Here is a 4,652-nt window from a genome sequence, read left to right as displayed (position 1 = left end):
GCGGGTGGGCAGGGCCCGGCGACCGGTGACGGCGCAGCCGCCGGGGCACCTGCACGTCCTCCCGTCGCCGGAGACCGCGCGCAGTCAAGCAGCGCGGTCCGGTCGCCCTGTGCCGACACGCACACGTGGGTCGGCTGTGACAGCCGTCCACCTGGGGGCCGGCCGCGGGCGACGGACGGCCCCCGACCTGCACCAGGTCGGGGGCCGTCCGGCGCCCCGGGGAGCGAGGTCGGGGCTCAGCGCGGGCGCGCGGCACCCTCCGCCCGGGTGCCGGGACGACGGGTCGCGGCGTTGCGGGCGGCCAGCGGCGTGGCGACGTCCTCCAGCGACTTGCCCTCGGCACTGACGCCGAGGACGGCAGCGACCAGACCACCGACGATCATGACGCCGGCGCCGAGCAGGTAGCCGTAGAACAGCGGCCCCCGGCTCTCCCCCTCACCGATCAGTGCGCCGTAGATGACCGGACCCAGCGCGCCGAAGCACTGCGCGATGGCGAAGAAGACCGCGATCGCCTTGGCCCGCACCTCCTGCGGGAAGATCTCGCTGACCGTCAGGTAGGCCGCGCTGGCACCGGCGGAGGCGAAGTAGAAGATGATGCACCAGGCGATCGTCTGGGTGACGGCGGTGAGCACGTCGGCCTGGAACAGGAACGCCGTGATCGCCAGCAGCACGCCGGAGAGGATGTACGTGCCGGCGATCATCTTCTTGCGGCCGATGGTGTCGAACAGGTGCCCGATCGTCAGCGGACCGGTCAGGTTCCCGACGGCGAAGGCGATCAGGAACAACGGCGCCTGGGAGGAGTCGACGCCGTAGAAGTTGCCCAGCACCAGCGTGTACGTGAAGAAGATGGCGTTGTACAGGAACGACTGGGTGATCATCAACGTCGCGCCGTAGACCGCCCGGCCGGGGTACTCCTTGAACAGCACGCGGGCCAGCGCGAAGTAGCCGATGTTCTCGGCCGGCTTGAGCTCGATCGCCCGGTCGTCGTCGACCCGGGGCAGCGCGCGCCCGCCCTGCTCGACCTCCTGCTCGATGTAGCTGATGGTCGCCTCGGCCTCCTGCTCGCGGCCGTGCATGACCTGCCAGCGCGGGCTCTCCGGCAGGTGACGCCGGACGAAGATGATCACCAGGCCCAGCACCGGGCCGAGGAGGAAGGCGACCCGCCAGCCCCAGCCCGGGTCCAGCTTGTTGAGGAAGATGTAGGTGCCCAGCGTGCCGATGATCGCGCCGGCCCAGTAGGTGCCGTTGACGGCGATGTCGACCCGGCCGCGGTACTTGGCCGGGATCAGCTCGTCGATCGCGGAGTTGATGGCGGCGTACTCACCGCCGATGCCCATGCCGCTGATGAAGCGGGTCAGGTACAGGAAGCCGATCCAGAACGCGCTGTTGCCCAGCGTGAACGCGGTGAGGCCGCTGCCGATCAGGTAGACGGCCAGGGTGATGACGAACAGCTTCTTGCGGCCCAGCTTGTCCGACAACCGGCCGAAGAACAGCGCGCCGACCACCTCGCCGAGCAGGTAGACGGTGGCGATCAGGCCGGCGGCGGTGGAGGACAACCCGAGGGTGTCCTCCTCGGTCAGCGTGTCCACGACGGCGCTGGCGACGGTGATCTCCAGGCCGTCGAGGATCCAGGCCACCCCCAGCGCGATGACCATGCGGGTGTGGAACGGAGACCAGGGAAGCCGGTCGATGCGGGCCGGGATGAGGCTGCGGATGCTGCCGGGCGCCTGTGCCGCGGGAGCAGTCGTCATGAGGTCCTCCTGTACGAGCGGGACCCGCGTCTACCCAGCCGAAAGCACTTGACGCATGCAACGACACGAGTTCGTCCGGCAGGTGCCGGGGACCGGTCGCGCCGCGGTCCCCGGCTCAACCCGGGGTCCCGACTGCCGATGAGGATCAGGAACGGCGACGTCCGCACAGGCGGGCGAGCCCGGTGGAGGAGGACACGGATGAGGCGGCGCAGCAGCAGCCAGGCGGCGGAGACCCTGACGCCCGCACAGATGCCCCGCGACGTCGAGGCCGTGGAGGCGGTCATCGACCAGCTCGACCGCGGCATCACCAGCGACGCGCACGGGCACCTGGTCATCACCGAGACGCTCGTCCGCGAGCTCCAGCTCGGCTACTGCGCGGTCTGGCTGCCCGGGAAGGACGGCGCGTTCCACCTGCACGGCGAGTTCGGCCCGCTGGCCGGCGCGGTAGCGGCGGGTCCTGGTGGGCGGGTGGACCGGATGACGTCGGCCGACGGGTACGGCGGCGAGGCCGTCCGGACCAAGAAGGCGGTCGTGCTCGACCGGGACAGCGACGCACGGTCCTGCCTGCGGTGGACCGGCGCGCTGGCGGCGGGAGCCACCAGTGGCTGCGTCCTGCCGCTGGTCGAGGACGGCCGGGTGACCGCCCTGTACGAGTACTTCACCGCCGACGAGCTGCCGTTCCTCGGTGCCCGGAAGGCCAAGTGGGACTCCCTCGCCCGGCTGCTCAGCCACGCCCGCCGCGCCGCGGCGCAGCGCGGCCAGCTGCAGGAGATGTTGGACGACCGGGTCGCGGTGACCACCGTGGTGGCCGGGGTCGGTGCCGCCTCCAGCCAGCAGACCGCGCTGCGGACGGCGCTGGACACGGTGCGCGAGGCCTTCGGCTGGGCCTACGGCTCGTTCTGGGCGCTGGACGAGGCGACCGGGGTGCTGCGGTTCCAGCAGGAGTCCGGCTCGGCCGGGGAGGAGTTCCGCAAGGTCACCCTGGCCGCCAGCTTCGCCGAGGGCGTGGGCCTGTCCGGGCGCGCCTGGCGGACCCGCGACCTGTTCTTCGTGTCCGACATCGGGGAGATGACCGACTGCGTGCGCGCCCCGGCCGCCCAGCGGGCCGGGGTCAGGTCGGGGGTCTGCTTCCCGCTGCTGGTCGGCGGGAAGGTGATCGGCACGATGGACTTCTTCGTCACCGACACCATCGAGCTGTCCGAGTCCCGGGCGTCGGCGCTGCGCAACGTGCAGCAGCTGGTGTCCCAGCGGCTGGAGGTGCTGCTCCGCACCGAGGAGTCCGCGGCCAACGCCCGGGAGCTGCTGGACACCGTCTCCCGGCTGAGGGAGGCCGCCGGGGACGCCGGCCGGGTCGCGGAGTCCGCGGTCGTGCAGGCCTCCACCATGACCGGTGAGGTCGAGGCGCTGGACGAGGCCTCCGCCGCGGTCGGGGAGGTCATCCGGATCATCTCCGGCATCGCCGACCAGACCAACCTGCTCGCACTCAACGCCACCATCGAGGCCGCGCGCGCCGGCGAGCTGGGCAAGGGGTTCGCGGTCGTGGCCAGCGAGGTCAAGGACCTGGCGCGGGAGACCGCCAAGGCGACCCAGCGGGTGTCGGACCAGATCGCCGGCATCCAGGCCAGCAGCAAGGCCGTGGCCTCCGGCATCCACACCACCGGGGAGATCATCGGCCGGCTCGACGCCGTCCAGGCCCGCATGGGCGAGGTCCTGGAGGAGCAGGCCCGCATGGCCAGCGCCTTCGAGCGCTCCTGAGCCGACCGGGGAGGCAGCTCGCGTCGCGCGCAACCCGACTGCGCACGATCTCACCCGTCCGGGACGTTCCGGACGGCCCCGATGCGGGCATGATCGCGGGCATGCAGCTTCCCAGGCCCCGGGGCCCGCTCAGCGCCGGACTGTGCACCGACCTCGCCACCGGTGGCTCGATCTCACCGAGCACGGCCGCCGCGGCCGAGATCCTCCTCGCCGCCACGACCGACCCGCTGCTCGACGACGACCTGCAGCTGAGCCTGGCGATCTGCTACGAGCTGCACTACCGCGGCTTCGACGACGTCGCCGACGCCTGGGAGTGGGATCCCGAGCTGCTGCGGCTGCGCGCGCTCCTGGAGCAGCGGCACACCGCCGCGCTGCGGGCGCTGGTCGGCGACGTCGAGGCCACCGACGCCCCGGTCGACCAGCAGCTGGCCGCCCTCGTCGCCGCGGACGACGGCCCGTCGCTGTCCCGCCACCTGGCCCGGAGCGGCACGCTCGAGCAGTGGCGGGAGTACCTCACGCTGCGGTCGGTGTACCACCTCAAGGAGGGCGACCCGCACACCTGGGCGATCCCGCGGCTGGGCGGGCGGGCCAAGGCGGCGATGGTGGAGATCCAGGCCGACGAGTACGGCGGCGGGTCCGCCGAGCGCATGCACAGCCAGCTGTTCGCCGGGATGATGCGCGACCTGGACCTGGACACCGGGTACGGCGCGCTGTGGGACGACGCCCCGGCGGTCGCGTTCACCTCGGTCAACACGATGTCGCTGTTCGGCCTGCACCGGGCGCTGCGCGGCGCCTGCCTCGGGCACCTGACCGCGGTCGAGATGACCTCCTCCGAGCCCAGCCGCCGCTACTCCTCGGGGCTGCGCCGGCTGGGGTTCGGCGACGCCACCACCGTCTTCTACGACGAGCACGTCGAGGCCGACGCGGTCCACGAGCAGATCGCCTCGGTCGACATGTGCGGGTCGCTGGTCGCCGAGGACCCCTCGCTGCTGGCCGACGTCCTGTTCGGCGCCGCCTGCTCGCTGGCCCTCGACGGGCTGACCGCCGTCCACCTGCTGGGCGCCTGGGAGGCCGGCCGGTCCGGCCTCCACCGCGAGCCCGCCCTCGCTGTCTAGCGGGTCCTCACTCCCGGAAGAGCTGGGCGGC

General features: G+C 72.4%; 3 protein-coding genes. 2 read left to right on the top strand and 1 reads right to left on the bottom strand.

The genetic code is table 11. The annotated features are described in order from the left end of the window. Window positions 1–236 precede the first annotated feature (236 nt). Window positions 237–1,751: an MFS transporter gene (locus FHL80_RS24870; RefSeq protein ID WP_138736003.1), complete on the bottom strand. Its 1,515-nt coding sequence runs from the start codon at window positions 1,749–1,751 to the stop codon at window positions 237–239. Window positions 1,752–1,949: 198 nt separating this feature from the next. On the opposite strand from FHL80_RS24870, the gene FHL80_RS24865 reads away from it, so the two are divergent. Together FHL80_RS24865 and FHL80_RS24860 are read left to right on the top strand one after the other, a co-directional pair. Beyond that, window positions 1,950–3,506: a methyl-accepting chemotaxis protein gene (locus tag FHL80_RS24865; protein ID WP_138736002.1), complete on the top strand. Its 1,557-nt coding sequence runs from the start codon at window positions 1,950–1,952 to the stop codon at window positions 3,504–3,506. A 101-nt stretch (window positions 3,507–3,607) separates the two neighbouring features. After that, complete coding sequence (locus tag FHL80_RS24860) at window positions 3,608–4,621, top strand: iron-containing redox enzyme family protein (RefSeq protein WP_138736001.1); 1,014 nt, start codon at window positions 3,608–3,610, stop codon at window positions 4,619–4,621. The last annotated feature ends 31 nt before the right edge of the window (window positions 4,622–4,652 follow it).

Origin of the sequence: Modestobacter excelsi (assembly GCF_005930495.1) — a bacterium.
Classification (GTDB): domain Bacteria; phylum Actinomycetota; class Actinomycetes; order Mycobacteriales; family Geodermatophilaceae; genus Modestobacter; species Modestobacter excelsi.
The sequence above is the reverse complement of the archived record's forward strand: the minus strand, read 5'-3'. Positions and strand labels throughout refer to the sequence as shown.

Coding starts and splice junctions, on each gene's coding strand:
- FHL80_RS24870 (WP_138736003.1), bottom strand. CDS start 1,751: ATGACGACTGCTCCCGCGGCACAGGCGCCCGGCAGCATCCGCAGCCTC.
- FHL80_RS24865 (WP_138736002.1), top strand. CDS start 1,950: ATGAGGCGGCGCAGCAGCAGCCAGGCGGCGGAGACCCTGACGCCCGCA.
- FHL80_RS24860 (WP_138736001.1), top strand. CDS start 3,608: ATGCAGCTTCCCAGGCCCCGGGGCCCGCTCAGCGCCGGACTGTGCACC.